The organism is Rhodobacter sp. CZR27 (assembly GCF_002407205.1).
Taxonomy (GTDB): domain Bacteria; phylum Pseudomonadota; class Alphaproteobacteria; order Rhodobacterales; family Rhodobacteraceae; genus Cereibacter_A.
On sequence record NZ_CP023549.1, the window covers coordinates 311984 to 336317 of the forward strand.

Sequence of the window (24334 nt, forward strand, 5' to 3'; positions counted from 1 at the left end):
GATCATGGACATACTGGCACGCGCGACGGCCCTCGTCGGCGGGGCGATGGTGCTGCTGAGAAGAACCGGCGCGCCGGGGACACAGGCGGTCGGCGAAGCGCCGCAGATCCCGGCCGCGAAAAAGCAGGGCATCATGACGCTGAAGATGCCGACGGCGCAGGGCTGGGCGCCGGGTCAGGTCCCGCGCGCGGCGGCCGGCCTCCGGGTTGCGCCCTTCGCCACGGGCCTGAACCATCCGCGCTGGATCGAGGTCCTGCCGGGCGGCGATGTGCTGGTGGCCGAGGCGCTGCAGCAGGCGACGCCGCCGAAGAACCTGCTCGACCGCGTCACGCAGGCCACGATGCGGCGGGCGAAGGCGCTGGGGACCAGCCCCAACCGCATCACCCTGCTGCGCGACCGCGACGGCGACGGCGCGGCAGAGGTGCGCGAGGTCTTTCTCGAAGGCCAGAACCAGCCGTTCGGAATGGTGCTGGCGGACGGCACCTTCTACGTCGGCAACACTGACGGCATCGTGGCCTTCGACTTCGACGCCACTGCCGTGCGGCCGGTGGGACCGGGGCGAAGGCTGGTGGAGTTCAAGCCCGGCGGGCACTGGACACGCAGCCTGCTGCTGTCGCCCGACCGCAGGAGGCTCTATGCCGGCGTGGGTTCGCTCAGCAACATCGGCGACGAGGGCATGGCGGCCGAGGAAGGCCGCGCGGCGATCTGGGAGCTGGACCTTGAGACAGGCAAGGCAAGGATCTTCGCCTCGGGCCTGCGCAATCCCGTCGGCATGGCGTGGGAGCCCGGGACCGGGACCCTCTGGACCGTCGTGAACGAGCGCGACGGGCTGGGGGATGAGACCCCGCCCGACTACCTGACCTCGGTACGCGAGGGCGGCTTCTACGGCTGGCCCTATTGCTACTGGAACCGGATCGTGGACGACCGGGTGCGGCAGGATCCCGACCTCGTGGCGCAGGCGATCACGCCGGACTATGCGCTTGGCGGGCATACCGCCTCGCTCGGGCTGTGCTGGATGCCTGCGGGCACGCTGCCGGGCTTCCCGGACGGGATGGTGATCGGACAGCACGGCTCGTGGAACCGCTCCATCCTCAGCGGATACAGGGTGATCTTCGTGCCCTTCGAGGCCGGGCGTCCCGCCGGCCCGCCGCGAGACATCCTGTGGGGCTTCCTGTCCACGGACGAAAGGACCGCATTCGGTCGTCCGGTGGGCGTCGCCATCGGCCCGGACCGCAGGTCCCTTCTGGTGGCCGATGACGTGGGCGACGTGATCTGGCGCGTCACCGCAGCCTGACGGAGCCGTGAGCGCCCGCCTGCCCTTTCGCGGTTGCGGGACGCGACCCTACGTCCCGTTCAGCGCAGGCTCCGCGCCGTCGTAGGATGCGCCGGACAAGCTCGGCACGCCGCGGAGCCGACGCCATGATCCCAGGGCGCCGGCGTCGTGGCTGCGGTCGAGACCGGCAAGGAACCTGCAGATGAGCGACGTGGCCATTTCCGACCTCTCCCCCCGCCCCCGGCGCGTCTTCATGCTGGGGGCGACCGGCACGATCGGCCGGGCCACCGTGGCGGCCCTGCTCGGGAAGGGGCACGAGGTCGTCTGCTTCCTGCGGCCCCGCAACGCCGGCAGCCGCAGCAACCTGCCCGACGGCGCCATCCTGCGCTACGGCGACGTGACCGATCCGCTCTCGCTCGACCGCGACGGCTTCCGGGGCGAGCGCTTCGATGTGCTGGTGTCCTGCCTTGCCTCGCGCACGGGCGTGCCGCGCGACGCCTGGGCGATCGATCACCGGGCACACAGCGACGCCCTCGCCGCGGCCCGCAGGGCCGGCGTCACCGAGGTGGTGCTGCTTTCGGCGATCTGCGTCCAGAAGCCGCTTCTCGCCTTCCAGCAGGCCAAGCTCGCCTTCGAGAAGGAGCTGATCGAGTCGGGCCTCACGTATTCCATCGTGCGGCCCACGGCCTTCTTCAAGTCGCTCTCGGGCCAGGTGGAGCGTGTCCGGCAGGGCAAGCCGTTCCTTCTGTTCGGCGATGGCACCCTGACCGCCTGCAAGCCGATCAGCGACGGCGACCTTGGCCGATACATCGCCGAGTGCCTCGACGCTCCGGGCCGCCGGAACCGGATCCTGCCGATCGGCGGTCCGGGCGCAGCGATCACCCCCCGCCAGCAGGGCGAGGACCTGTTCCGTCTCCTCGGCCGCGATCCGAAGTTCCGGCAGGTGCCGGTCGCGCTGCTCGACACCATCATCGCGGTGCTCGACACCCTGGGGCGGGTGGTGCCGAAGCTGCGGGACAAGGCGGAGCTGGCGCGGATCGGCCGCTACTACGCGACGGAATCCATGCTGGTCCTCGACCCCGCGACAGGGCGCTACGATGCCGACGCGACACCCTCGGCCGGAAGCGAGACGCTGCACGAGTTCTACGCCCGCCTGATCCGAGGCGAGGCCTCGGTGGATCTCGGGGAGCACGCGGTGTTCTGATCCGCAGGCCTGAGCCTTGGCCCAGACACCGGACTCCCGGATTTCACAGCCGGAAGAGGACGGTCTTCGGCGAGCGCCATGGCCGGGAAGAAGATCTAGGGGCACCTGTCGTATCGGGCGGCGACGCGCCGCCAGTCCTTGGGGCGGCCGAACATGATCTCGATGCGGTTGCGCCGCCGGTCGTATTTCACGGCTATCCTGCGGGACTTCCGGCCGGGGAGCCCTTCACCCCTGTCTTCCAATGCGTCTCGTAGGTCGTCAGGCCGCCAACCGGAGGATGTCACGTGCCTGCTGCCAGGTTGCGACGGGGCGTTCGTGCTTCCCGCAAAGCTCCACCACACGGCGGACCAGCGCCGCATTGGACGGCGCGAGCCGGTCCTTGTCGAGGCGCACGTTGTCCTCGAGGCCGGTGCGGGCATGACCGCCCGAAGCGACTGCCCATTCGTTGACGACGATCTGGTGGGCGCCGATACCGGCCGCACACCATGGCGCATCGGGACCGAAGAGCCGGTGGACCGTGTGGACGTAGAACTCGAAGACCTCGCGGTCGACCGGCATCGCGTTCCTCACGCCCATCACGAACTGCACGTAGGGCGTTGCCCGGATCCGGCCGTCGCCGTGCATCCGTGCCGCCTGAAAGATATGGCTGAGGTCGAACGCCTCGATCTCGGGCTTCACGTCATACCTGATCATTTCGGCGGCCAGCCAGTCGACCAGATCGGGCGGGTTCTCGTAGACGCGGGTCGGGAAATTGTTCGACCCGACCGAGAGCGACGCCATGTCGGGGCCGAGCGGCAGCATGGCGCCACGCTCGCGACCGGCGCCGGACCGCCCGCCCGTGGAAAGCTGCACGATCATGCCGGGACAATGCCGCTCGATCCCTTCCTTCAATCGCGCGAACCTTTCGGGATCGCTGGTCGGCCTGCCCTTGTCGTCTCGCACATGACAATGGGCGATGGCGGCCCCCGCCTCGAAGGCTTCCTGTGTCGACTCGATCTGCTCGGAGATCGTGATCGGAACGGCCGGGTTGTTGGCCCTGGTCGGAAGCGACCCGGTGATGGCCACACAGATGATGCACGGTTTCATGGCTTACCCTCGGATTTTGTGCTGTGGTTTGCGGGTGGTGGGCTGTCGGGGCCCATGCGGTGCGGTGCAGGGTCGGCACGGCCGGAGGCCTTGAGGAAATCCCGCAGAACGGCGTTGAACGCCGCCGCGGATTCGAGGTTCAGGAGATGTCGGCCCGGCAGCGCGGCATGGTGTCCGTCCTGCACGGCGCGGGCGATCGCCTCCAGATCGGCGGGGGGACAGACCGGATCGTCTGCGCCGGAGATCGCAAGAAGCGGAGCCGCTATCTCGGCCAGCCGCTCCCGCAGATCCGCCCCGGCAAGAGCCGCGCAGCACCCGGCATAGCCAGCGACCGGCGTCGCGGCGAAACCGTCCAGGATCGCACCCACGGCGGCGGGGCGGGCCGCACGAAAAGCCGGAGTGAACCAGCGCTCGCCCGTCGCGGCAACGAGGCCTCTCAGGCCGTTCGCTTCCACTTCGGCCCTGCGGGCGTTCCAGCTTTCGGCAGTTCCGATCCGGGCCGCCGTGGCGCATGCAACGACCCGGTCAAACCGATCCCCGGCGTGGATGGCCAGCCATTGCGCGGTCAGTCCGCCGATGGACAGGCCACAGATATGCGCCCGCGCAATGCCAAGCGCGTCCATCAGCGCGATCACGTCTCTGCCAAGATCGGCCAGGCTGTAGGGGGGCGTCGGCGTGCCGGACTTGCCATGCCCGCGGCGGTCATAGCGAAGGATGCGGAAATCCTCCGAGAGATCCGCGACCTGCGCGTCCCACATGTGCAGGTCGGTGCCGAGCGAATTGCAGAATACCAGCCAGGGCCTGGCCGCGGCGGCCCCGTCGATGCGGTAGTGAAGGTGGTGGGTCGGAATGTGCAGATCGGGCATCACGGGCTCTCCGCAGGGGAGCGGCGGGCGGCAAGGCCGCGCGCCGCCCGAAAGGTCTTGATCAGGTGGCGGCAAGCTGCACGGCGACGCGAGGGCGGCTGTTGCTCAGCGCGAAGACCAGCATCGCGAGGGTCGAGATGACCGCCGGAAGGGCGAAGATCAGGAAGTTCTGGCCCAGCGGAAGCTCCTGAGCCAGCAAGACTCCCCCCAGCGTCGGCCCGACGATCGCGCCGATCCGCCCCACGCCCGAGGCCCATCCCAGCCCGGTCGAGCGCACCGACAGGTCGTAGAGTTGTGCGACGCTCGCATAGAGCAGGATCTGCGTGCCGATCGTGGTGGCGCCGGCGATGAAGACCAGCGCGAACAGCAGCCCCGGCGCCGGGTTTGCCCCGATCAGCGCGATGGCTACCGCGGCCGCCGCGAAGAAGCCGACGACGATCCTGGGCAGCCCGAACCGGTCTCCCAGCCGGCCGCCGAGGATCGCCCCCGCCATGCCGCCGAAGTTCAGCGAAAAGAGCGACAGAAGGCTCGCCCGCTCGGCATAGCCGGCCTCTTGCAGCACCTTGGGCAGCCACGAGGACAGCAGGTAGACCAGAAGCAGGCAGCAGAAGAACGACAGCCACAGCATCAGCGTGCGCAGCGTGCGGCCGTGGCGGAACAACTCCGCGACGGAGGCCGAGGTGCCGCGGGCCTCGGGAAAGACCAGCCGGTCATCGGCCGCCAGCGGCATGTCGCTGATCCGGGCGAAGACACGCTTCGCCTCGTCCTGCTTGCCCTGCCGGATCAGGAAGCCCAGCGATTCCGGCAGTTTCCACAGGATCAGCGGCAGCAGGACCAGCGGGATGGCCGCGATGAAGAACATCGGCTGCCAGCCGAAGCCGGGGATGATGCCGATGCCCAGACCGGCCGCGACCATGCCGCCTATCGAATAGCCCGAGAACATCAGCGCAACCATCGTGCCGCGCAGGCGCTTCGGCGCATATTCGTTCATCAGCGCCACGGCATTCGGCATCAGCCCGCCGCAGCCCAGCCCGGCGATGAAGCGGAAGATCTTGAACTGCTCGGGCGAGGTGGCGAAGCCCGTCAGCAGGGTCGCGGTGGTGAACAGCACGAAGCTGATCGCCACGCCCTTCTTGCGGCCGATCCGGTCGGCCAGCGGCCCGAGGATCAGCGCCCCGAACATCATCCCGAAGAGCGCCCAGGCCTGCAGCGCGCCCGCCTGCGGCTTGGTCAGGCCCCACTCCGAGATCAGCGTCGGCAGCACGGTTCCGGCCACGAACACGTCATAGCCATCGACCACCAGCAGCGTGCCGCAGAGACCCACCACCATCCATTGAAACCGCCCGAACGGGCCATGTTCCATCGCCTCGCTCACGTCGATCGTGCGCATTCCTGTCTCCTCCCGGTTGTGATGATTGCGTGAAGCCCGGTCAGCCCGTGTCGCCTCCCGCGACGGGCAGAACGGTTGCGGTGATGTAGGAGGCCTCGTCCGAGGCCAGGAAAAGGATCGGCGCCGCCTGTTCCTCGATGGTGCCGTAGCGTTTCATCAAGGCCGACTGCTTCACCTGCTCGACCACCTCGGCCATCCATTGCCGTTCGGCGTCACTGTCGCCGCTGGCATTGCGCGGAACGCGGCGGGGCGGCGCTTCCGTGCCACCGGGCGCGGTGGCCACGACGCGGATGTTGTGGGGCGCCATCTCCATCGCCAGCGACTGCGTGATGGCGTTGACGCCCCCCTTGGCTGCCGAATAGGGCACGCGGTGAATGCCGCGCGTGGCGTTCGAGGACACGTTGACGATGGTGCCACCGCCGCGCGCCCGCAGATGCGGCAGGACGGCGTGGCAACAGTAGAGCGTCGGCATCAGCGAGCGGCGGATCTCGGCGTCGATCTGGGCCGGCTCGAACTCGGCGAAGGGCCGCATCCGGATCGCGCCGCCGACGTTGTTGATCAGGATGTCGATGCCGCCGAAGGTCTCGACGGCCTGACGCATGGCGGCATCGGCGCCGTCCCATGTTTCGAGATCGGCGTTGCAGGCGGCGGCATTCTGCCCGGCTTCCGCCGCGACCTCGGCCACGAAATCGGCCCGGTCCACGAAAAGGACCTTGCCGCCCTCGGCCGCCGCCCGCAGGGCCACGGCGCGGCCGATGCCCTGCGCGGCCCCGGTCACGACAAGCACCTTGCCGGCAAAGCGCCCGGTGAAGACGGCGCCGGTCATGCGATGGCCTTCAGGGGCGCGTTGGGGGTGAACTTCTCGTAGTGGAAGCTCGCTGCCTTGACGCCGGTCTCGTCCAGATAGCGGCGGACGGCATCGACCATTGGCGGGGGACCGCAGAGATAGATGTCCGCCTCTCCGGTGGCCAGCATGTCCCCGGGCATGTGCTGCGTCACCCAGCCCTTGCGCGGGTGGTCCGAGGTTTCCTCGGCCACCACGGTGGCAAAGGTAAAGTTCGGCAGGCGGCGGGTGTAAGCCGCGATCCGGTCCACCAGAATCAGGTCCAGATCGCGCGTCACGCCATAGATCAGGTGGATCTGGCGGCGCGAGCCGGCCCGGGCGAGGACCTCCAGCATGGACAGGAAGGGCGCAAGCCCGGTGCCGCCGGCAAGGAACAGGAGCGGGCCGTCGCCGTCGCGCAGGTAGAAGCTGCCCATCGGCCCGGTCAGGGTCAGCCGGTCGCCCGGCTTCGCCCGCGCGAGCCAGTTCCCCATCACCCCGCCGGGGATCTTCTTGATCAGGAAGCCCAGCGTGCGCTCGCCCGGCCCCGTGCTGAAGGAATAGGACCGGCACGCGCCGCTGCCCGGCACGTCGATGCCGACATACTGCCCCGGCAGGAAGGCCGGTGCCTCTGCCCCTTCATCGGTCGCGAGTTCCAGCACCACCGCCGCGTCGTGGTGCGGCTCGATCCGGGAGACGGTGGCCGCGAAGGACTGCTGGCCGGTCTTGCAGGCGAGCGACGTGGTCGGGACCGACAGCACGCAGTCGGAGGACGGCACCATCTGGCAGGTCAGCACCAGCCCCTCGGCCGCCTCGTCCCCGGTCAGGGCGTCGTCGATGTAATCCTCGCCCAGGTCATAGGCGCCGCTTTCCGCGCGGCACTTGCAGGTGCCGCAGACGCCGTCGGAGCAGTCCATCGGCAGGTTGATCCTGTTGCGGAAGGCGGCGTCGAGAACCTTCTCGCCCGGCTTGCAATCGACGAAGCGGGTCACCCCGTCCTCGAAATTCAGTGCGATCCGATAGCACATGGTCGCTTCCTCCTTGCGGTTGTGCCGAGGGGGGAGGTCAGACGTGATAGACGTCGATGACCTGGCGGATGTAGTCGTTCTTCAGGACGATCTTCTTGGCCGCGATCAGCAGGCCGGCGCCGTCCCGGCGCAGGGTGACGAACATGGTTCCGAAGAACTGGTCCGTGACCTGATAGCGGTGGTTGAGCGTGTGGAAGTTGTAGCGGACATCCACTTCGGAGCCGCGATCCGCGACCACCTCGACGTTCGAGACCGTGTGGCTGGTGCGGGGTTCCGGCGTGGATGCGCCCGACCGTTCCGTCTTGATGCGGAACACCCGGTCCTCGAGCCCCTCGCGGTTGGGATAGTACATCAGCGAGATCTCGGACTGCGGGTCCTCGGTCGTCTGGTCGTCGTCGTCCCAGGCCGGCATCCAGTAGGTCGCGTCGGGGGCATAGCAGCCCAGCCATTCGTCCCACTGCCGATCGTCCAGAAGGCGCGCCTCGCGGTAGAGGAATGCGCAGATCGTGCCGTAGTCGAGACCCGTGCCGGCGGTGTTCATGTCGAGGCTCATGCTGCATCTCCTGCCTTCGCGGTCACCCGCCCGCCGGCCTTCTCGGCCGCCAGCGCGTTGCGCATCGCCTTGGCCCAGTAGTCGTGCTGGCAGACGAACAGGCCCTCGTCCTCGCTGCGTTCGCCCGACAGGCGCGGGTTCAGCCCCATGCGGCGGGCGTTGTCGTCCGGGCCCGCGATCCACAACGGCGCTCCGCGCGACATGTCGTTGTAAAGCGGAGTGGAGCCGGCATAGGCTGTCTGGCACGCCCGGAATTCCTCGAGGTCGTCGGACGTGCCCATGCCCGAGACGTTGAAGAAATCCTCGTACTGGCGGATGCGGGTGGCACGGTCGGCCGCACTTTCCCCGCGGGGTGCGAAGCAGAAGATCGTCACCTCGGTCCTGTCTACCGAAAAGGGGCGGACGACGCGGATCTGGGTGCTGAACTGGTCCATCAGGAACACGTTCGGATAGATCCCCAGATTGCGCGTCTGGTTGATGATGAAACCTGCCTTCTCCTCGCCCAGACGCGAGACAAGCTCTTCACGCCGGTTCCAGACAGGACGCACCTCGGGGTTCCTGGTGTTGGTCCAGAGCAGGATGTGGCCGTTCTCGAAGCCGTAGACGCCCGCAACCGACTTGCTCCAGCTGTTCGCATCGACGGCCTTGGTGCCGGTTTCGCTGCGCCGTTCCATGGTGGTGGCATAGTTCCAGTGGACCGAGCTGACGTGGTAGCCGTCGCAGCCGTTCTCCATCTGCAGCTTCCAGTTGCCGTCGTAGATGTAGGAGGAATTGCCGCGTAGAACCTCGAGCCCCTCGGGCGCCTGATCGACGATCTGGTCGATGATGACCTTCGTCTCGCCCAGGAAGTCCTCCAGCGGCGCCACGTCGGGGTTCAGGCTGCCGAAGAGGAACCCGCGATAGCTTTCGAACCGGGCCACGCGCGTCAGGTCGTGCGAGCCGTCCTTGTTGAACTGGTCGGGATATTGCGTGGTCTTCGCGTCCTTGACCTTCAGCAGCTTGCCGGTGTTGGAAAAGGTCCAGCCGTGGAAGGGGCAGGTGAAGCTGCCCTTGTTGCCCTGCTTGCGGCGGCAGAGCATGGCGCCCTTGTGGGCGCAGGCGTTGATGACGGCGTTCAGCGACCCGGCCTTGTCGCGGGTGATGACGATTGGCTGCCGGCCGATCCAGGTGGTGTAGTAATCGTTGACCTCGGGGATCTGGCTTTCATGCGCCAGATAGACCCAGTTGCCTTCAAAGATGTGCTTCATCTCCAGTTCGAACAGATCCTCGTTCGTGAAGATGTCGCGGCGGCAGCGGTAGAGACCGGCTTCGGCGTCGTCCTGAACGGCAACGGCCAGAAGGTGATCCAGATCGCGTGCCTTCTCGATGATCGCGGACATGAGTTCTCCTTTCAGGGGATGCGCCGTTGGCGCCGGCCCCTGCCAGATGTCGGTGATGAAAAGGGTGGGTTCGGGTGGAGGCGCCCGTTTCGGCCGCTGTTGTCCCTCTCGGTCAGGCCGCCGCGCGGCGGCGCTGTTCGTTGATCTGGTTGTCGACGCCATCAACCAGCGCGGTCAGGTGGATGTCGAAGCTGATTTCGGCGAAGGGGCCGTTGAGGCCGTTGGCGTGGATGCTCTCCTCGTCCGTCCGCTCGATGACGTGCGGCACGAGGCCCTCGCGGGTGGCATAGGCGAAGTCGTCGTCGATCAGCGGATCGCCCTCGATGTTGATCTGGGTGGTCAGCTTGCGGTGGCCCTCGCCGCTGACGAAGAAGTGGATATGCGCCGGACGCTGGCCGTGGCGGCCAAGCGCAGTCAGCAGCTTTTCCGTCGGGCTCCCCGGCGGCACGCCATAGCCCGAGGGCAGGATGCTCTGGAGCCGGTAGCGGCCCTCGGCGTCGGTGATGATGGTGCGGCGCATGTTGAAGGGCGCCTGTTTGCCGGTCGGGTCGAAGTGCGAGTAGAAGCCGCGGGTGTCGCAGTGCCAGACCTCGACCTTCGCGCCGGCCAGCGGCTTGCCGTCGGACCCATGCACCACGCCGCGCATGATCAGCGTATGGCCGTCGGCGTCGGTGCCGTCGTCCAGCCGCGCGAAGCCCACCGCCTCCGGCGCCCCGGCGACATAAAGCGGCCCTTCGATGGTGCGGGGCGTGGGGTTCTCGATCCCCAGCGCGGCGTCGATGGCGTCCAGACGCTCGTCGATGAAGTGATCGATCCCCAGCCCGGGCGAGATCAGACCCGCCTGCCCGGCCGCGCCCAGGTCATTCAGCCAGGCCACGCCGGTCCAGTACTCGTCGGGGGTGATGTCGAGATCGTCGATGGCCTTGAACAGGTCCGACATCAGCCGATGCACGATCTGCTTCATGCGCGGGCTGCCTTCGTTGGTGTTCAATCCGCTGAGTTCCCTCAGGAACGCCTGCACCTCGGGTTGGTCGAAGATCTTGACAGTCATGGCTTCTCCTCCTGGATTTGCTTGCAAACTGGGTCGGGCCGGCCCCCTCAGCCTGCCCCTGCGTCTGGTCTAGCTGTCGTCTCCTTCGATGGCCGAGGGGTGGCGCAGCAGCGGCGTGACCTTGATCTCCATGAAGGGGAACAGGGGCAGGCCGGACAGGATCTCGTGCAGTTCGGCATTGTCGCGCACGTCGAAGATGCTGACGTTTGCGTAGTGCCCGGCAATCCGCCAGATGTGGCGCCACGTGCCCTTGCGCTGCAGGTCCTGCGAATAGAGCTTCTCGCGCGCCACGATATCCGCCCGTTCCCCGGCGGAGAGGTCGCGCGGGATCTTCACGTCCATGGTCACGTGATAGAGCATCGTCACACCTTTCCGCCCGGCAGGCTGATCGTCTTGCGGATGCCCTCGCGGGCGAAGAAGGCCACGCGATCCTCGTCCAGCGTCAGGCCAAGGCCGGGCCCCATTGGCACGGTCAGTTCGAAGTCGCTGTAGTCCAGCGGCTCGGCCAGGATTTCCTCGGTCAGAAGCAGGGGGCCGAACAGTTCGGTTCCCCATTGCAGGTTGGCGAAGACCGCAAAGGCATGGGCCGAGATCACCGTGCCCACCGCGCCTTCCAGCATGGTGCCGCCGTAAAGGCCGATCCCGGCCGCATCCGCGATGGCCGCCACGCGCAGCGCGTTGAAGGCGCCGCCGCTCTGTTCAAGCTTCACCGCGAACACATCCGCGCCGTGGGTGCGGGCGATCTCGAAGGCACTTTCCGGGCCGGTCAGCGATTCATCGGCCATCAGCGCCACGGGGAAGCGCCGCACCAGCCGGCTCAGCGCCGCGGTGGAGGCCACGGGCTGTTCGACCAGTTCGCAGCCCGCATCGGCAAGGGCGGCCATGCCGAAGGCGGCATCGCCCTCCGACCAGGCCATGTTCACATCGACGCGCACCGCCGCGCGTTCGCCAAGGGCGGCCTTGATCGCGGCCACATGGGCAATGTCCTCGCGGATGGCGCGCGCTCCGATCTTCAGCTTGAAGACCCTGTGGCGGCGCAGATCCAGCATCTGTTCCGCCTCGGCGATGTCGCGCGCCGTGTCGCCCGAGGCCAGCGTCCAGGCCACCGGCAGCCGGTCCCGGCGCCGGCCGCCCAGCAACTCGCTGACCGGCAGGCCGAGGCGCTTGCCGTGGGCATCCAGAAGCGCGGTTTCCACCGCGGACTTGGCAAAGCGGTTGTCCTTCACCATCTTGCCGATCCGCGCCATCAGCGCCTGCACCCGCGTCGCATCCTGGCCGAGCATGACCGGCGCGACCCAGGTGTCGATGTTGGTCTTGATGCTTTCCGGGCTTTCCCCGCCATAGGCCAGGCCGCCGATGGTGGTGCCTTCGCCGATGCCGACGATGCCGTCGCTGCAATGGACCCGGACAAGCACGAGGACCTGTCCGTTCATCGTCGCCACCGACAGCTTGTGCGGCCGGATGGTCGGAAGGTCGACGATCACCGTCTCGACCTGCGTGACGACGGGGCTGGCGGTATCGGCGGGGTGGTGGATGCGGGGGGCGAATGACTGGTTCATGACGGAACCATGCCAGCGCCGCCGGTCCGCCGTCCAAGACCGTTTGCATTTGATACGATACCCTCAGGGTATGGTATCCTGGAGCAGTCGAGGTTCAGCGACTTGCCGCGCTGCATAATACTGGAGACGGCGGCATGAATGCTGCTGCGCCAAGGGAGGCTATGATGGACCTGCGCCAGTTGCGCTATTTCGCGGCCGTTGCGCGCGAGCGGAACTTTACCCGCGCGGCGGAGATCCTGAACATCGCACAGCCCCCGCTCAGCCGTCAGATCCAGTTGCTGGAGGAGGAACTGGGCGTCACGCTGATCGTGCGCAAGAGCCGCCCGCTGAAGCTGACCGACGCGGGCCGCCTCTTTCACGAACAGGCCCTGCAGGTGTTGGGTCGCGTCGATCAGATGAAGGATGCCACGCGTCGGGTGGGCCTGAACCGGAACCGGGTGCTCTCCATCGGCTTCGTCGCCTCGACCCTATACGGGGGCCTCCCCTCGCTGGTCAGGAAGCTGCGCCAGAATGCGCCCGAACTCGACATCCAGTTGCTCGAGATGCTGTCGATCCAGCAGGTCCCGGCGCTGAAGGAAGGGCGGATCGACCTGGGCTTCGGCCGCCTGAAGCACAGCGACCCGAACATCTCGAGCACCGTCCTGCGCGAGGAGCGGCTGGTGGCCGCGCTGCCCCAGGGCACGGCTCTGGCCGGGGACAGCCGGCCGATGCCGCTGACCGCGCTGTCGGGCCAGAAGCTGATCGTCTATCCCAAGGAGCCACGTCCCAGCTTTGCAGACCAGATCCTGAACCTGCTGCAGGACGAGAATGTTCGCCCGTCCGAGGTGCTGGAAGTGCGCGAGATCCAGACGGCGCTCGGGCTGGTCGCGGCCGACTCGGGGATCTGCATCATCCCGGCCTCGGCCCGGCAGATGCGATCGGACGTGCTCTATCGGTTGATCGACGGGCCGCGCGCGGTGTCTCCGGTCATCCTCAGCCATCGCGAAGGCGATGTCTCGCGCTACCTCGACCTCGTCAAGCGCCTGATCGGCGACATGTATGCCGAGAACCCGGCTTGGCTCGAGGCCAGCAACTTCGGCTGCCTGACCAGCAAAGGGCTCGACGCGGAGACGGCTGAAGACTGACCGGCCGACGACCATCCGTGCCTCTGCCAGCAAGCAGAGATTTGTCGTCGGTCAGGGCTCCTTGCGAAGCCTGACTTACGATACCGCCCCAAATCAATGGTCCCGAGCCTGGTGATTTCCTCGGTCCTTGCGGAACCGGCCCGTTGCGACGAGGCTTTTGGTCGGCAGCATGCTGCTTCCACGGGGCAAGGGATCACGGATGAAGCGCATTTTCGGCATCTCGGGCAGCCTGCGAGCGGAGTCGTTCAACGCGAGCCTTCTGCGGGCGGCGGTGGAGGAGGCGCCCGACGATGTCGTCGTGGAGGTCCACACGATTCGCGGTGTTCCGATCTATGACGGCGATCTGGAGGCCCGCGAGGGTCTGCCGGAGGCCATCGTCCGGCTGCAGGAGGCCCTGCGATCGGCCGATGGGATGCTGCTGGTGACGCCCGAATACAACAACGGCATCCCGGGCGCCTTCAAGAACACGATCGACTGGATGAGCCGCCCGCCTGCCGGGCGTGACCTGTTCCGGGGCAAGCCGGTCGCGCTGATGGGCGCCTCGCCCGGCAACTTCGGCACGACGCTCGCGCAGGCGCACTGGCTTCCGGTGATCCGCACGCTGGGCATGCGGCCATGGTTCGAGGGCCGGCTGATGGTCCCCCGCGCCCGCGAGGTGTTCGACGGCGAGGGCAAGCTTGTCGACGACGAGACCCGCCAGCGACTGGCGGAGTTCATGCGCGGCTTTGCAGACTTCCTGCCCTCGCCCTGAGGCGGCGCCCCCTTCGCGCCCCGTGTGCCCGCAAGGGCCCTGCAGGCAGGCTGCCCGGCGCCAGCCGCCAGGCCACGGCGGGCTATGCGCGGCGCCGTCAGCTCAGGCCAAGGAACTCCGCGACCCGGGCCATTTCCGCCTCCGGAACCTCGTGGCCCCCCTCGTGCAGGGCAAGCTCGACCTTCGCGCCCTGGCCGCGCAGGAAGTCCTCCAGCTTCAGGGTCAGGGACAGCGGGCAGATCGGATCATGGCGGCCCCCGGTGATCAGCACCGGAAGGCCCTCAAGCGCCGGGTTCGGCGTCGGCTCGTAGGGCACCACCGGATGCATCAGCACCACCCGGTCGAACAGGCGCGGGGCCGCAAACAGCACGGCGGACAGGATGTTCGCGCCGTTGGAGTAGCCGAGGCCGAACAGGCTGCGACCCGGCAGGCCCTCGCGCAGCCGCGCGACGAAGCGCGCCATCTTCTGCCTCCGGATGGCCAGATCGGCCATGTCGTAGATGTCCTCGCCCGAGCGGCGGAAGAACCGCAGCGCGCCCTCTTCGGACACGTCGCCGCGCAGGGCGACGAGGCCGACCCGCGGCAGGACCTCGCGGATGCGGCCGGAAAGCTGGTGCTCGTCCCCGCCCGTCCCATGCAGGGCAAGAACCACCGGCGCCTGCGGCTCGCCCGGTTCGGAGTAGCGGATGTAGTCTTCGGTCGGCATGACGTATTCCCTCTGGCGCTTCCTCGCATGTCGGTCCGGGCGGCGCGCGCGGTCCATCCGGCGGTGCGCGCGGGATGACAGGCCCCGGAACCGCTGCCCGATCAGCCGCGGGCCACGACCCGCGCGAAGATCGGCAGCAGCGCCATCATCGCCGCGAGCATCCAGAAGGCCGCGGAAAGGCTGGTCGCCTGCGCCACGAAGCCGACCAGCGCCGGCCCCGCCAGGATGCCCGCATAGCCCGTCGTCGTGACGGCGGCCACCGCAAGCCCCGCCGGCATGGCGGTCTGGCGGCCGGCCAGGCTGAACAGCACCGGCACGAGGTTGGCGGCACCCAGGCCGATCAGCACGAAGCCGGCCATGGCGAGGGGCGTCCACTCGGCCAGCAGCATGAGCACGAAGCCCAGCAGTGCCAGAATCCCGCCAAGGACCAGCACCCTGCGGTCGCCAAGCGCCAGCACCACCCGGTCTCCGGTCAGGCGGCCCAGCGTCATGGCGATCGAGAACAGCATGTAGCCCAAGCCGCCCTTCGCCGGTTCCAGAAGGTCGCGTCCGACGATCAGCAGGGCGCTCCAGTCAAGCAGCGCGCCCTCGACAAGGAAGGTCACCGCGGTCAGCGCGGCCAGAAGAAGGACGAGCCCGCGCGGGCGGACGAACGCCGGCGGCTCGCCGGCGCGCGCCTTCAGCAACCGCGGCCCAGCCAGCAGGACCGCGGCAAGGGCCACGGCGCTGCCGCAGATCGCGGCCGCCGTCGGCGGAACCTCCTGCGACAGCAGCAGGGTCATGCCGCCCGCCCCCGCAAAGCCACCGACGCTGAACAGCGCATGGAACCCCGACATCAACGGGCGGCCGGCGGCCTTCTCGACCTCGACCGCGTGCACGTTCATGGCGACATCGATGGTGCCGAGGGACGCCCCGAACAGCAGGAGCGCGCCAGCCAGCAGCCAGGCCTCGCCGACGGCGACCAGCGCCGGCAGGCACAACACCATGCCGATGCCGCCGGTCAGGATCATCGACCGCGCGCCCAGTTGCGCGCTGATCCAGCCGGTGACCGGCATCGCGAGCAGCGACCCGATCCCGAGGCACAGCAGCAGCAGGCCGAGCTGCGCGTCGCCCGCGCCAACATTGGCCTTGGCGAAGGGCACCAGCGGCGCCCAGCAGGACATGGCAAACCCCGCCGCGAAGAAGGCAAGGCGGGTGGCCAGCCGCGTGGCGGCGGTATCGGCAGAGGGGGTCATGGCAGGGCTCGCGCGGGGAACATCAGGTAGGAGCGGCAGCGGATCGCAGGTCGATGCCGGCCGAGCGGAGGGCCTCGACCACCCCGGCGGGTGCGTCATGCTCCAGAACCACATGGGTCAGGTCGGCGACCCGGGCGATCGCGAAGGGGGCGGAGGTGGCGAGCTTCGCCGTCGTCATCATCAGGACGGTCGCCGCACTCACCGCGACGAGGCGGCGCTTGAACTCCACGTCGTCCAGCTCGAAGCCGGCAAGGCCGTGCTCCGGCGACATCGCACAGGCCCCGAGAAAGCAGAGATCGAACCGGCAACCGGAAAGCTCCGCGCTGGCACGGGCATCGACGCAGCCACCGACCTGCGGGTTCACGCCGCCGCCGATCACCACCAGCGACAGGTCGCGACGAGCCGTCAGCACGGCGGCCGCCGGGATCGAGTTGGTGACGACGCGCAGTCCCAGACCCTCGGGCAGCAGCGCGGCCAGCTGCAGGTTGGTGCTGCCGGTGTCGAGGAAGATTGTCTGGCCGGGGCGCAGCAGGTCCAGCGCGGCCCGCGCAAGGGCGCGCTTCCGCTCAAGATCCTCGCCCGCGCGCACCGCCATCGGCGCCGCAGCCGGCGAGACCGGCAGCGCGCCGCCATAGACCCGCCGGCAGATCCCGTCCTGCGCCAGACCGCGCAGATCGCGCCGGATGGAATCCTCGGACACGCCGAACTCCTGCGCGAGGGTTGCCGCCACCACGGCCTGTCCCGTCGCGAGACGATCGGCAATCCGGCGCCGCCTTTCGACGGGAAGATCAGGTGAATCATGCATGATCGTGCATTACCATGCATGGCCGTGCAGGTCGATCCGGTTCCTGCAAAGGGCGCGGGTTTCCGCCTTGAGGCCGAGAGCCGCATGGTCGCGTCGCGGGAAGTGCACTTCAGGATACAACTTTGAGGGAGCCACGCCGCTCTGCTAGCGTGGGCCCGGATCCGGATGAACCAGTGCAAGGGACGCAAGCCCGGCCGGGCCGAGGTCAGCGCCATCCGGGACCCGTGGCGGCACGGTGCCCGCCGTGCCGGCCCTTCCCGTCCCGCAGTCAGAGCAAGAGTGAGCCATGTCCACGATCTACTTTGCCAGCAACCGCAACGTCCTGCACGAAACCTCGGCCAGTGGCCGCATCTTCGGCGAAAGGTTCAACGCCGGCGGGCCGCAGATCTTCCGCGTCGGCAAGGCCGAGGTCGCCTTTGCCGGGGGCGATCCGAAGGATGACCGCAACTGGCAGCTGGGCCAGACGCGCCTTTTTCCAGAAAGCCTCGACAGCCGGCGCACGGAAGGGGTCCGGCTGGGCTCGAAGCGGCTATTCGACGAGCTTCGCGTGGCCCTGAAGGAAAATGACCGGGACGTCATCGTCTACATCCACGGCTTCGCGAACACCTTCGAGGAGACGGTCCTGCGCGCCGCCACGCTTCAGGAGATCTATTCCTCCGCCGAGCAGCAGGCGCTGGTCGTCGTCTTCTCATGGCCGTCGAACGGCCGTGTGCAGCCCGCATGGGATTATTTTTCGGATCGCGAGGATGCCGAGGCTTCGGGTCTGGCGATGGGGCGGGCGCTGATGCGGCTGGTGGAGTTCCTGACAGAACTGCGGACCGAGGACCGCAGGGTCGTCCTGGCGGCCCGGCGCGAGGGCCAGGTTCCCGAGAAGTCCGATCTGAAGCAGTGCACGCGCCGCCTGCACATCATGGCGCATTCGATGGGCAACTGGGCGCTGCGCCATGCGCTGCGCAAGTTCGCCGAGTTGAACGGCGGCCGGATCACCCGCGTGGTGGATTGTGCCTTCCTCATGGCTGCCGACGAGGACAATGACGCGCTTCACGTGCCGCTGAAGCTGCGCCATCTGGACGATCTCGCGAACCGGGTCTTCGTCTATCACGCCGCCAACGATGTCGCGCTGACGATCTCGGACCGCACGAAAGGCATGCCCGACCGGCTGGGATCGGACGGTCCGCAGAACCTGGATCTGGTCGGCGAGCGGGTCTTCGCCATCGACTGCCGCCATGTCAGCGAGACGGAGCCGCTGCATGGCCGGCACCAGTATTACCGGCTGCGGGACGAGGTCATCGCCGACATCCATGCCACCCTTGCCGACCGCCCGCAGGACGACCGGCCCGGACGCGAGACCCTGAGGCCCGGACGCAGTTGGCGGCTGTCCCGCGCCTGAGCCCTCCCGGCCCTTCGGCACGGGCACGGGGGATATCGCCAATCTGCGACGGAGTCGCAAAAAATCCGCCCGGGCGGCTGGACAAGGGTCGCCCGAAGCGATACCCGACAAAAACAGACAGCCATTCCGCTCTCGACTCGAGACACGCCGCCCCGCGGACGCCGGAAAGCCATCTCCCCCCATCGCCCGTTCCGGAGATCGCCCATGGCTTCCACGCGCCCCCGCTCACCCTTCTGCCAATCCCTGCGGCCCCGGCCCACCCTTGTCGCGCTGCTTCTCTGCTCGGCGGCGGCCGTGCACCCCGGCGGCGCCGCCGCGCAGGAGGACGCGCTCGCGCTTCAGCCGATCACGGTGGACGGCTCGGATGACGACAGGAATTCCATCGTCGCGGCGCGCAACACTGCCGGCAGCAAGACCGACACCGACCTGATCGACACCCCGGCCTCGGTCTCGGTCGTGACTGCCAAGGAGATCGAGACCCGCGGCGCCGGGACGCTGCAGCAGGTGCTGTCCTATACCGCCGGCGTCTCGGTGGACGAATTCGGCAGCGACGACCGCTACGACTATTACCGGATCCGCGGCTTCGACGAACTGGCGCTCGGCACCTATCGCGACGGGCTGGCGGTGCGCGGCGAGGGCTGGACCTTCGGCCGGCAAGAGCCCTACGGGATGGAGCGGGTCGAGGTGCTGAAGGGTGCGAACTCGGCGCTGTTCGGGCTGAACGCGCCAGGCGGGCTGGTCAACGCGATCACCAAGCAGCCGACCTCCTACGCCTTCGGCGAGGTCTATTCGACGGTCGGCGAGGATCACGCCGAGGCCGGCACCGACTTCGGCGGCCCGCTCGACGAGGCCGGGGTCTGGAACTATCGCCTGACCGCCAAGTGGCAGGATGCCGACAACGGGGGCGAGTATTCCAACGACGACCGGCTGTATGTCGCCCCGGCCCTGACCTGGCGGCCGAGCGACATGACCTCGCTCACGCTGCTGGCCGATTACAACAGGCGCGAAAGCTCGCTGGCCTACGGCTTCCCGGTGGGGGTGGATCTCGACCCCGAGACCTTCCTCGGCGAGCCGGACTTCAACCATTTCGACACCGTCGAGAAGAACATCGGCTGGATCTTCGAGCATGACTTCGGCGGCGGGCTGAAGCTGCGCCAGAACGCGCGCTACACGAAACTGGACCTGGATTACGAGACGGTCTACGGCGCCTCGACCGATCCGGCCGCCCCGCGCTCGGCCTTTGCCGTCATGAGCGAAAGCGAGCAGTTCGCCGTCGACACCCAGCTTCAGTATGACGCGAGCTTCGGGCGCATCGAAAGCCGCACGCTGGCCGGGCTGGATCTCGGCTGGCTGAAGGTGGACGAGGAGGCACTGGCCGGCACCGCGGACGGGATCGACATCTGGAACCCGGTGTTCTGCGGGCGCGGCTGCATCGCGCTCGGCCCCTATATCGACTGGGAGCCGGAACAGACCGGACACGGGATCTACCTGCAGGAGGAGCTGACGCTTGACGACCGCTGGATCCTGACGCTGGGCGGGCGCTATGACCATGTCGATGTCGAGATCGGCCGGCCCGACGGCACGGACGAGGCGACCTTCACCGACTTCACCCGGCGCATCGGCCTGACCTACAAGATCGATCCTGACCTGTCGGTCTATGCCAACTATTCGGAATCCTTCCAGCCGAACCTCTGGAACATCGAGGAGGACGCCAAGGAGGGCTCGCAATACGAGATCGGGGTGAAATACCGCCCCGAGGGTCTTGATGCGCTCTTTACCGCGGCGGTCTTCGACCTGACCCAGACCAACGTGCAAAGCTACGTCAGCCCCACCGAGCAGAGTCAGATCGGCAAGGTGGGCGTGCGCGGGCTGGAGCTGGAAGGCAAGCTTGCGATGAACGAGCGGCTGAACCTGACCGCGGCCTATGCCTATTGGGATGCCGAGATCCTCGAGGACGGGATCGGCGGCAACGCGGGCAACCGGCCCTCGCGCGTGCCCGACCAGATCATTTCGCTCTGGGCCGACTACACGCTGCCCGGCACCGGGCGCCGGGGCGACATGACGCTGGGCCTCGGGCTGCGCCATGTCGGCGACAGCTTCGGCGACGACGCCAATACCGCCGAGGTCGATGCCCATACGCTGGTCGATGCCGCGGCAAGCTACGGGATCGCCCCGAACGTCGATCTGGCGCTGAACGTCACGAACCTGTTCGACAAGGACTACGTCGCCTCGGAATACTACGGGACGAAGTATTACGGCGACGGGCGCAAGGCCACCGCGACGCTGAAATACCGCTGGTGATCCCGGGGCGCGCCCGCCGAGATCCGGCGGGCGCCCGACCCGCCACTTTCCCGAAGGTTCCTGAAATGCCTCGTTCCTCCTCACGGGCCAGCCTGTGCCGGCGGTCGTTCCTGGCCTCGGCGGCGGCCTCGGTGCTGGCCGCGCCGGCGCTGCGCGCGCATCAGGGCGGGCTCCGCTTCACCCACGCCTATGGCGAGACGGTGCTGCCCGCGCCGGCTCGCCGCGTGGTCTCGCTGGGCTATACCGGGCAGGACATGCTGCTGGCGCTCGGACTGGCGCCCATCGCTGTCCGCTACTGGTACGGCGACCATCCCTTCGGGGTCTGGCCCTGGGCGCAGCCCTATCTGGGCGATGCCCGACCAGTGCTGATCACGGGCGAGGTCTCGCTCGAACGGGTGGCGGACCTTGCGCCGGACCTGATCCTTGCGGCGGGCTCCGGCATCTCGCGGGCGGAATACGAGGTGCTGTCGCGGATCGCACCCGTGCTGATGCACGATCCGCGGCATTCCCCCTACGGAACGCCGTGGGATGTCGAGACCCGGATCGTCGGCCGGGCCATCGGCCGCGAGAACCTCGCCGAAGAGCGGATCGCGGGCGTTCATGCCGCCTTTGCCGCGGCGCGGGCGCGTCATCCCGACTGGGCGGGCCGAACGGCGGTTGCGGCCTATCAGGATGGCGGCCAGACCGGCGCCTTCGCGGGCGAGGATACCCGCGCGCGCTTTCTGGCCGCGCTCGGCTTTCGCCCTCCCGAGGCACTCGGGCGCCTGCCGCTGATCAGCGGCTTCTACGCGCAACTCTCGCCCGAGGATCTTTCTCCGATCGACGCGGATCTGCTGATCTGGATCTCGTCGCTGGCCCGCGCGCCCGACATCGCGGGACTGGCAATGCGGCGCACGCTCCGCGCCTTCGCGCAGGGGCGCGAACTTTTCGTGGACGAGTTGATCGCCGGGGCGCTGTCGTTCGGCAGCGTCCTGTCGCTACCCTTCGCGCTGAAGGCGCTGGAGGCCGATATCGCCACCGCTCTGGACGGGCGGCCCTGGACGCCGGTGGCCCCGTCCGTCGCGGCGGGGATCGCACCATGAGGACGCTGCCGCTTCTCGCGCTGGTGGCGGCGGCTGCGGCGCTGTCGCTGGGCGTGGGCGTGCGCCCCCTGTCGCCGGGGAACGTCTGGCAGGCGCTGACGGCCTTCGATGCGACGGACGCCGACCACGTGACGCTTCTGGCGCTGAGGCTGCCACGGCTGGCGGCGGGGCTGGTCGCGGGGGCGGCGCTGGGGATCGCCGGCACGATGATGCAGGCGCTGACGCGCAATCCGCTTGCCGATCCGGGGCTTCTCGGTGTGAACGCGGGCGCGGCCTGCGCCATCGTCGCGGGCGGCCTGATGCTGGGCCTGCGGGACGAGGGGGCGATGGCCGCGCTGGCCTTTCCCGGGGCGGCCCTCGCCTCGGTCGCCGTCTTCGCGCTGGGAGGCGGGCTGCGCGGCGACGCGGGGCCGGTGCGCCTGACGCTGGCGGGGGCGGCGCTCAATGCGCTGCTGCTGTCGGTGGTATCGGCCATCCTGCTGATCCGGCAGGAGACGCTCGATGTCTTCCGCTTCTGGGTGGCGGGATCGCTGACGCAGGCGGCAGAGCGTCCGCTGGCCGGGATGGCACTGGTCGTCGCGGCGGCGGGCGGGCTGGCGCTGGCCGTCGCACCGGCCGTCGAGGCGCTGTCGCTTGGCGCGGCACTGGCGCGGGGGCTGGGCGTGCGGCCGGGCCGCGTGCAGGCGGCGGCGCTGGCCGTGGTGGCGCTGGCCACGGGTGCCGCCGTGACCGTGGCAGGACCGATCGCCTTTCTGGGGCTGATGGTGCCGCCGCTCGCGCGTCGCCTCGCGGGCCATGCGCTGCGGGCGGAACTGCTGGTCTCGGCCGCAATGGGGGCGGCGATCCTGCTGCTGGCCGATACGGCCGGGCGCGTGCTGATCGCGCCGGCCGAGGTGCGCGCGGGCGTGATGACGGCGCTGATCGGCGGGCCGGTCTTCATCCTCATCGCGCGGCGCATCCGGCCCGGAGCCATGGCATGACCCGGGTGGCCGTTCTGCTCGCCGCGGTGCTGGGCGCCGCCATGCTGTCGCTGTTCTGGGGGCCGGAGATGGGGTTCCTCTGGCGGGGAATGTGGTCCGGCGAGGGTCCGGCGGCGCTGACCCTACGCGTGATCCGCGGGCCTAGGGTCGCCGCGGGCCTTGGCGTGGGGGCGGTGCTGGGCCTGTCGGGCGCCCTGTTCCAGATGCTGTTCCGCAATCCGCTCGCCGCGCCCGACCTGATGGGGTTCACCTCGGGCGCGGGGCTGGCCATCGTGGCGGCGATCAGCCTCGGGCTTGCGCTGCCGCTGCCGCTCGTTTCGGCGGCTGGAGGGCTGCTCGCCGCCCTCCTCGTGGCCGCGCTGAGCCGACACCGGCACCGCCCGACGCCGCCGCTGACGCTGGTTCTGGTCGGGCTGGGGGTGGGCTTCACCACCTCGGCGCTCGGCACCTTCCTGATGACGCGCCTGCCGGTGCAGGAGGCCGCCGAGGCGCAGCGCTGGCTGACCGGATCGCTGGCGGCGCGCGGCTGGGACCACGTGGCGCAGGTCTGGGCCATCGGCATCGGGCTGACGCTTGCGGCCGCGGCGCAGATGCGGCCGCTGGCGGCGCTGGAACTGGGGCCGGACCTTGCCGCGGGGCTGGGCATCCGGGCCGGACGGGCACGGGCGGCCCTTGCGTCCACCGCTGTCCTGCTCGCTGCGGCCGGCGTGGCCGTCGCCGGTCCCCTGCCCTTCGTGGCGCTGATGGCCGCGCCGCTGGGCGCGCGGCTGGTCCAGGCGCGCACCGCGGCGGGACGGCTCGCCGCCGCCGCGACTACCGGTGCGGGGATCGTCGTCCTGGCAGATCTGGCCGCCCGCGCGGCCCTGCCCGGCATCCAGCTGCCGGTGGGCGTCGCCACGGGGCTTCTGGGCGCGCCCTACCTGCTGTGGCTTCTCGCGCGCGAAATGGAAAGGGGAGACCTGTGACCGGAACAACCCTGCAGGCGGTCTCGCTTTCGCTCGGCTATCCTGGCGAGACGGTGATACGGGGCCTGAACCTTGCCCTGCCGCTGGGACGGATGAGCGCGATCCTCGGGCCGAACGGCTGCGGAAAGTCCACCCTGCTGCGGACGATGGCGCGGGTGATCGCGCCGATGGCCGGCTCGGTGCGGCTCGAGGGAGAGGACATCCACGCCCTGCCGACCCGCGCACTGGCGCGCCGCCTGGCGATCCTTCCGCAGTCGCCGATCGCCCCCGAGGGCATCACCGTGGCCGACCTGGTCCGCCGCGGCCGCACGCCCTGGCGCGGCTTCCTTGCGCCGTGGCGCGAGGCGGATGCGCGCGCCTGCGCCTCCGCCCTCGCCGCCGTCGGGCTGACGGAGCTTGCCCACCGCCCGCTCGCCGAACTCTCGGGCGGGCAGCGGCAACGCGCCTGGATCGCGCTGGTGCTGGCACAGGAGACGCCGCACCTTCTTCTGGACGAGCCCACCAGCTTCCTCGACCTGCCGCACCAGATCGAGCTTCTGACGCTGCTGCGCCGCCGCAACCGCGAGGCGGGAACCACGGTCATCAGCGTGCTGCATGACCTGAACCTCGCCGGGCGGTTCTCCGATCATCTGGTGCTGCTGGGTCCGGGCGGCGTGGTGGCCACCGGCACGCCCGCCGAGGTGCTGACCCCAGAGCGGCTGGCCCGCGCCTTCGGCCTGCGCGCGCAGGTAATCCCGGACCCGGTAAGCGGCACGCCGCTGGTCATCCCGCTGTGAGCGCCAT

23 protein-coding genes and 1 pseudogene are annotated in these 24334 nt (G+C 68.9%); 10 read left to right on the top strand and 14 right to left on the bottom strand.

The annotated features are described in order from the left end of the window. Positions 1–4: 4 nt before the first annotated feature. Together CK951_RS17640 and CK951_RS17645 are read left to right on the top strand one after the other, a co-directional pair. Complete coding sequence (locus CK951_RS17640) at positions 5–1294, top strand: sorbosone dehydrogenase family protein (protein WP_096787945.1); 1290 nt, start codon at positions 5–7, stop codon at positions 1292–1294. A gap of 181 nt (positions 1295–1475) precedes the next feature. Then, the gene (locus CK951_RS17645; RefSeq protein WP_096787544.1) at positions 1476–2477 is read left to right on the top strand and encodes an NAD(P)H-binding protein; all 1002 of its coding nucleotides are present in this window, start codon (positions 1476–1478) and stop codon (positions 2475–2477) included. A gap of 95 nt (positions 2478–2572) precedes the next feature. Here the strand turns inward: CK951_RS17645 and CK951_RS17650 are convergent. From CK951_RS17650 to CK951_RS17700, 11 genes and pseudogenes are all read right to left on the bottom strand, one after another. Then, a pseudogene (locus CK951_RS17650) lies at positions 2573–2749 on the bottom strand (IS5/IS1182 family transposase); the annotation flags it as partial. Then, positions 2736–3563, bottom strand: coding sequence for a 3-keto-5-aminohexanoate cleavage protein (locus tag CK951_RS17655; RefSeq protein ID WP_096787545.1), 828 nt, complete (start codon positions 3561–3563; stop codon positions 2736–2738). The gene CK951_RS17655 and the pseudogene CK951_RS17650, both read right to left, overlap by 14 nt. Then, positions 3560–4429, bottom strand: a complete 870-nt coding sequence (gene pcaD / locus CK951_RS17660) for a 3-oxoadipate enol-lactonase (protein WP_096787546.1) — start codon at positions 4427–4429, stop codon at positions 3560–3562. The genes CK951_RS17655 and pcaD overlap by 4 nt, the downstream gene beginning before the upstream one ends. Positions 4430–4490: 61 nt before the next feature. Beyond that, positions 4491–5819: an aromatic acid/H+ symport family MFS transporter gene (locus tag CK951_RS17665; protein ID WP_096787547.1), complete on the bottom strand. Its 1329-nt coding sequence runs from the start codon at positions 5817–5819 to the stop codon at positions 4491–4493. A gap of 40 nt (positions 5820–5859) precedes the next feature. Beyond that, positions 5860–6645 (bottom strand): benzoate diol dehydrogenase BenD, encoded by a 786-nt coding sequence (benD, locus tag CK951_RS17670; protein WP_096787548.1) that lies wholly within the window; start codon positions 6643–6645, stop codon positions 5860–5862. After that, a complete protein-coding gene (gene benC, locus CK951_RS17675; RefSeq protein ID WP_096787549.1) occupies positions 6642–7670 on the bottom strand; it encodes a benzoate 1,2-dioxygenase electron transfer component BenC in 1029 nt (342 codons plus the stop codon). The genes benD and benC overlap by 4 nt, the downstream gene beginning before the upstream one ends. 37 nt (positions 7671–7707) lie before the next feature. Beyond that, positions 7708–8223 carry a benzoate 1,2-dioxygenase small subunit gene (benB, locus tag CK951_RS17680; RefSeq protein ID WP_269770567.1) on the bottom strand — a complete coding sequence of 172 codons (516 nt, stop codon included), beginning with the start codon at positions 8221–8223 and terminating at the stop codon, positions 7708–7710. Continuing rightward, positions 8220–9602 carry a Rieske 2Fe-2S domain-containing protein gene (locus CK951_RS17685; protein ID WP_096787550.1) on the bottom strand — a complete coding sequence of 461 codons (1383 nt, stop codon included), beginning with the start codon at positions 9600–9602 and terminating at the stop codon, positions 8220–8222. The genes benB and CK951_RS17685 overlap by 4 nt, the downstream gene beginning before the upstream one ends. Positions 9603–9714: 112 nt before the next feature. After that, positions 9715–10653: a catechol 1,2-dioxygenase gene (gene catA / locus CK951_RS17690; protein ID WP_096787551.1), complete on the bottom strand. Its 939-nt coding sequence runs from the start codon at positions 10651–10653 to the stop codon at positions 9715–9717. A 69-nt stretch (positions 10654–10722) separates the two neighbouring features. Beyond that, a complete protein-coding gene (gene catC / locus CK951_RS17695) occupies positions 10723–11013 on the bottom strand; it encodes a muconolactone Delta-isomerase (RefSeq protein WP_096787552.1) in 291 nt (96 codons plus the stop codon). Between the two features lie 2 nt (positions 11014–11015). Further along, positions 11016–12212, bottom strand: a complete 1197-nt coding sequence (locus CK951_RS17700) for a muconate/chloromuconate family cycloisomerase (protein WP_232520782.1) — start codon at positions 12210–12212, stop codon at positions 11016–11018. Between the two features lie 164 nt (positions 12213–12376). On the opposite strand from CK951_RS17700, the gene CK951_RS17705 reads away from it, so the two are divergent. Together CK951_RS17705 and CK951_RS17710 are read left to right on the top strand one after the other, a co-directional pair. Next, positions 12377–13336, top strand: coding sequence for a LysR family transcriptional regulator (locus tag CK951_RS17705; RefSeq protein ID WP_096787948.1), 960 nt, complete (start codon positions 12377–12379; stop codon positions 13334–13336). A gap of 199 nt (positions 13337–13535) precedes the next feature. Beyond that, positions 13536–14087 carry an NADPH-dependent FMN reductase gene (locus CK951_RS17710; protein ID WP_096787553.1) on the top strand — a complete coding sequence of 184 codons (552 nt, stop codon included), beginning with the start codon at positions 13536–13538 and terminating at the stop codon, positions 14085–14087. A 97-nt stretch (positions 14088–14184) separates the two neighbouring features. Here CK951_RS17710 and CK951_RS17715 read toward each other — a convergent pair whose 3' ends face one another. From CK951_RS17715 to CK951_RS17725, 3 genes are all read right to left on the bottom strand, one after another. After that, positions 14185–14793, bottom strand: a complete 609-nt coding sequence (locus CK951_RS17715) for an alpha/beta hydrolase (RefSeq protein ID WP_096787554.1) — start codon at positions 14791–14793, stop codon at positions 14185–14187. Positions 14794–14894: 101 nt separating this feature from the next. Continuing rightward, positions 14895–16028 carry an MFS transporter gene (locus tag CK951_RS17720; RefSeq protein ID WP_096787555.1) on the bottom strand — a complete coding sequence of 378 codons (1134 nt, stop codon included), beginning with the start codon at positions 16026–16028 and terminating at the stop codon, positions 14895–14897. Between the two features lie 22 nt (positions 16029–16050). After that, a complete protein-coding gene (locus CK951_RS17725; protein WP_096787556.1) occupies positions 16051–16833 on the bottom strand; it encodes a DeoR/GlpR family DNA-binding transcription regulator in 783 nt (260 codons plus the stop codon). A 286-nt stretch (positions 16834–17119) separates the two neighbouring features. Here CK951_RS17725 and CK951_RS17730 point away from each other — a divergent pair, with 286 nt between their 5' ends. The 6 genes from CK951_RS17730 to CK951_RS17755 all read left to right on the top strand — a co-directional run bounded on the left by CK951_RS17730 (position 17120) and on the right by CK951_RS17755 (position 24327). Continuing rightward, complete coding sequence (locus CK951_RS17730; RefSeq protein ID WP_096787557.1) at positions 17120–18223, top strand: alpha/beta hydrolase; 1104 nt, start codon at positions 17120–17122, stop codon at positions 18221–18223. 204 nt (positions 18224–18427) lie between these two features. Beyond that, positions 18428–20524, top strand: a complete 2097-nt coding sequence (locus CK951_RS17735; protein ID WP_096787558.1) for a TonB-dependent siderophore receptor — start codon at positions 18428–18430, stop codon at positions 20522–20524. Positions 20525–20589: 65 nt separating this feature from the next. Beyond that, complete coding sequence (locus tag CK951_RS17740; protein ID WP_096787559.1) at positions 20590–21606, top strand: ABC transporter substrate-binding protein; 1017 nt, start codon at positions 20590–20592, stop codon at positions 21604–21606. Further along, the gene (locus CK951_RS17745) at positions 21603–22586 is read left to right on the top strand and encodes an iron ABC transporter permease (protein ID WP_096787560.1); all 984 of its coding nucleotides are present in this window, start codon (positions 21603–21605) and stop codon (positions 22584–22586) included. Before CK951_RS17740 ends, CK951_RS17745 begins: the two co-directional genes overlap by 4 nt. After that, positions 22583–23551 carry an iron ABC transporter permease gene (locus CK951_RS17750; protein WP_096787561.1) on the top strand — a complete coding sequence of 323 codons (969 nt, stop codon included), beginning with the start codon at positions 22583–22585 and terminating at the stop codon, positions 23549–23551. Before CK951_RS17745 ends, CK951_RS17750 begins: the two co-directional genes overlap by 4 nt. Beyond that, entirely contained in the window at positions 23548–24327 is a 780-nt protein-coding gene (locus CK951_RS17755) for an ABC transporter ATP-binding protein (RefSeq protein ID WP_096787562.1), read from the top strand. Before CK951_RS17750 ends, CK951_RS17755 begins: the two co-directional genes overlap by 4 nt. Positions 24328–24334 lie beyond the last annotated feature (7 nt).